Here is a 1,924-nt window from a genome sequence, read left to right as displayed (position 1 = left end):
TAGTTTTGTAGGGTGTTATGTACAAAAAGTGCTGAAAGTCGCTAAATATGGGTGGAAGTTATTCTCCCTTTGGTATGCAAGTTCCAAATCGCCATGCTTCTAGTAATGAATACAGGTGGGGATTTGGAGGACATGAAAAAGACAACGAAATTAAGGGCGAGGGTAACAGCTATGATTTCGGTGGATATGGTTTAGATGTTCGTTTAGGAAGAAGATGGCAAAACGATCCATTAGCGCATCAAGCGCCAGGCTGGTCACCGTATCGTATATTCTTTAATAATCCAATTTATTTTATTGATCCTACGGGAATGTTTGAAGACCCTCCAGTTAAAAAAGGATTGATTGACAAAATGAAAGAGTATTATGTTAATCAAAAGGCTAAGATCAAAAGAGATATGATTCGAAATAAATCTATTTTAGATAATGGATGGAGAATGAAAAATCAGGGCGGTTTTGTTATGCATGGAGGAGGCAGTTCTTCAGGAGATCAATCTCTGCTTGCTAAGTCCAACGCTAGTAGTAATGCAGATTGGATTGATGTAAGCGGATTAATACAAGCAGGAAGTTTTGCAACTTCACAAGGAGACGGAATAGGAGGTAGTATGAGAATGAGAATGGCTTTATCTATTCAAGTAACAGTTCAGGGAATAGAAATAGGACAAAGAATGCAAGAAAAATTTGATATAAAACCTATAGAAATTTCTGCTGATGATACTCCTGAGAAGGGAACCTATAGAACTATAGGGTCTTATGAATCAGGAGGTAGAGTTATAAACGGAAAATCTTTTAGTCCAGTTCAAACAATAGAGAGAACGTCAGATACAAGGGAGGGAGCTGTTAAGGATTCTATTATAATTTCGAAGTGGGGAGCAAATAAGAATATTTCAGTCAAAATAGAAAAAGAAGATTAATGAGAAATTTATTTATACTATTATTTCTTAGTGTATTTCTTTTTTCTTGTAAAAAAGAGGTAAAAGAAAATCAAAAAATAGTTAATTCAAAACAAGAAATTATTAAAATTAATGATACTTTATCCAAACAGATTAATTATGATCTTAATGGATTTGTAGAAAATGAAGGATTGATAACCAAGGATTCTATAAAAATAGGCTGGTGGAAATATTATAAAGATAATACATTGGATTATACCCATGAATTTGTAGATGTAGCAGGAGAATCATATCTTAATCAAACGTTTTTCTTTGATGAAAAAGGAGACACTCTTTTCCTTAAAGGTCATTATTATTTAACTGATTTAAAAAAAGATACTATAAAAGTTAATGAGCCTATTAAGATTTCAATTCTTTTAAGAAGACCTTTGTTTTCTTATGATTCCAAATTAATATTTATCCGTCCAAGTAAAGGAAATAAATTTAATTATGATTTTTCTAATTATTCAGTAATAAAAAAAGATACTATAAAAAGTCTTGATAATTTAACGGATGATATAGAAGAGGGCTATAATTTAACTATATTATTTGCTTTACAGTATTCTAAACCAGGGAAGAAGTATATCCGAGGTGTTTTGTCGGAGACAATAGAATATAATCCTCCAAAAGATGGTTTGATTCATGAGGAACGGAAAATTTATGTCGAGAAAACTATTTATGTAAAGGAATGATAATATAGAGTTATATAATACGTAAAGAGCCCGCTAAATTTAGCGGGCTCTTTTGTTGTATATGGTAATGATTTTATTTAAGAGCGGTGTTTATTCTAGTGCCAAAGCATTGGATAAGGTTTTTTTAAGCTTGGCATTATATACCGCCATATCAATAATATTAAATATTGCTTCCTTTTGTTTTTCTTCCAATTGCTCCATTAATTGAACTTTTTCTATAATTGACTTATTTAAAGAATCAATATCCTTAAATAGGTTTTCTTCATTAAAAAAATCCTTCATCCCTACACCAAGAGCATTTGC

At 31.4% G+C, this 1,924-nt stretch carries 3 protein-coding genes; 2 read left to right on the top strand and 1 reads right to left on the bottom strand.

Annotation, left to right across the window (positions count from 1 at the left end):
- Window positions 1-47 precede the first annotated feature (47 nt).
- Window positions 48-911: an RHS repeat domain-containing protein gene (locus tag AC4FQX_RS15075; RefSeq protein WP_491168545.1), complete on the top strand. Its 864-nt coding sequence runs from the start codon at window positions 48-50 to the stop codon at window positions 909-911.
- On the top strand, window positions 911-1,621 hold the full coding sequence (locus AC4FQX_RS15070) for a hypothetical protein (RefSeq protein ID WP_491168544.1): 711 nt from the start codon (window positions 911-913) through the stop codon (window positions 1,619-1,621). The genes AC4FQX_RS15075 and AC4FQX_RS15070 overlap by 1 nt, the downstream gene beginning before the upstream one ends.
- A gap of 90 nt (window positions 1,622-1,711) precedes the next feature.
- Here the strand turns inward: AC4FQX_RS15070 and AC4FQX_RS15065 are convergent.
- A partial coding sequence (locus AC4FQX_RS15065) for a hypothetical protein (protein ID WP_491168543.1) occupies window positions 1,712-1,924 on the bottom strand: 213 nt, incomplete at its 5' end.

It is taken from the genome of Flavobacterium sp. AK-301 (assembly GCF_058310215.1).
The sequence above is the reverse complement of the archived record's forward strand: the minus strand, read 5'-3'. Positions and strand labels throughout refer to the sequence as shown.

What these genes read in the sequence shown, in the direction of transcription:
- AC4FQX_RS15070 (WP_491168544.1), top strand. Translation starts at nt 911, where the DNA reads ATGAGAAATTTATTTATACTATTATTTCTTAGTGTATTTCTTTTTTCT.
- AC4FQX_RS15075 (WP_491168545.1), top strand. Translation starts at nt 48, where the DNA reads ATGGGTGGAAGTTATTCTCCCTTTGGTATGCAAGTTCCAAATCGCCAT.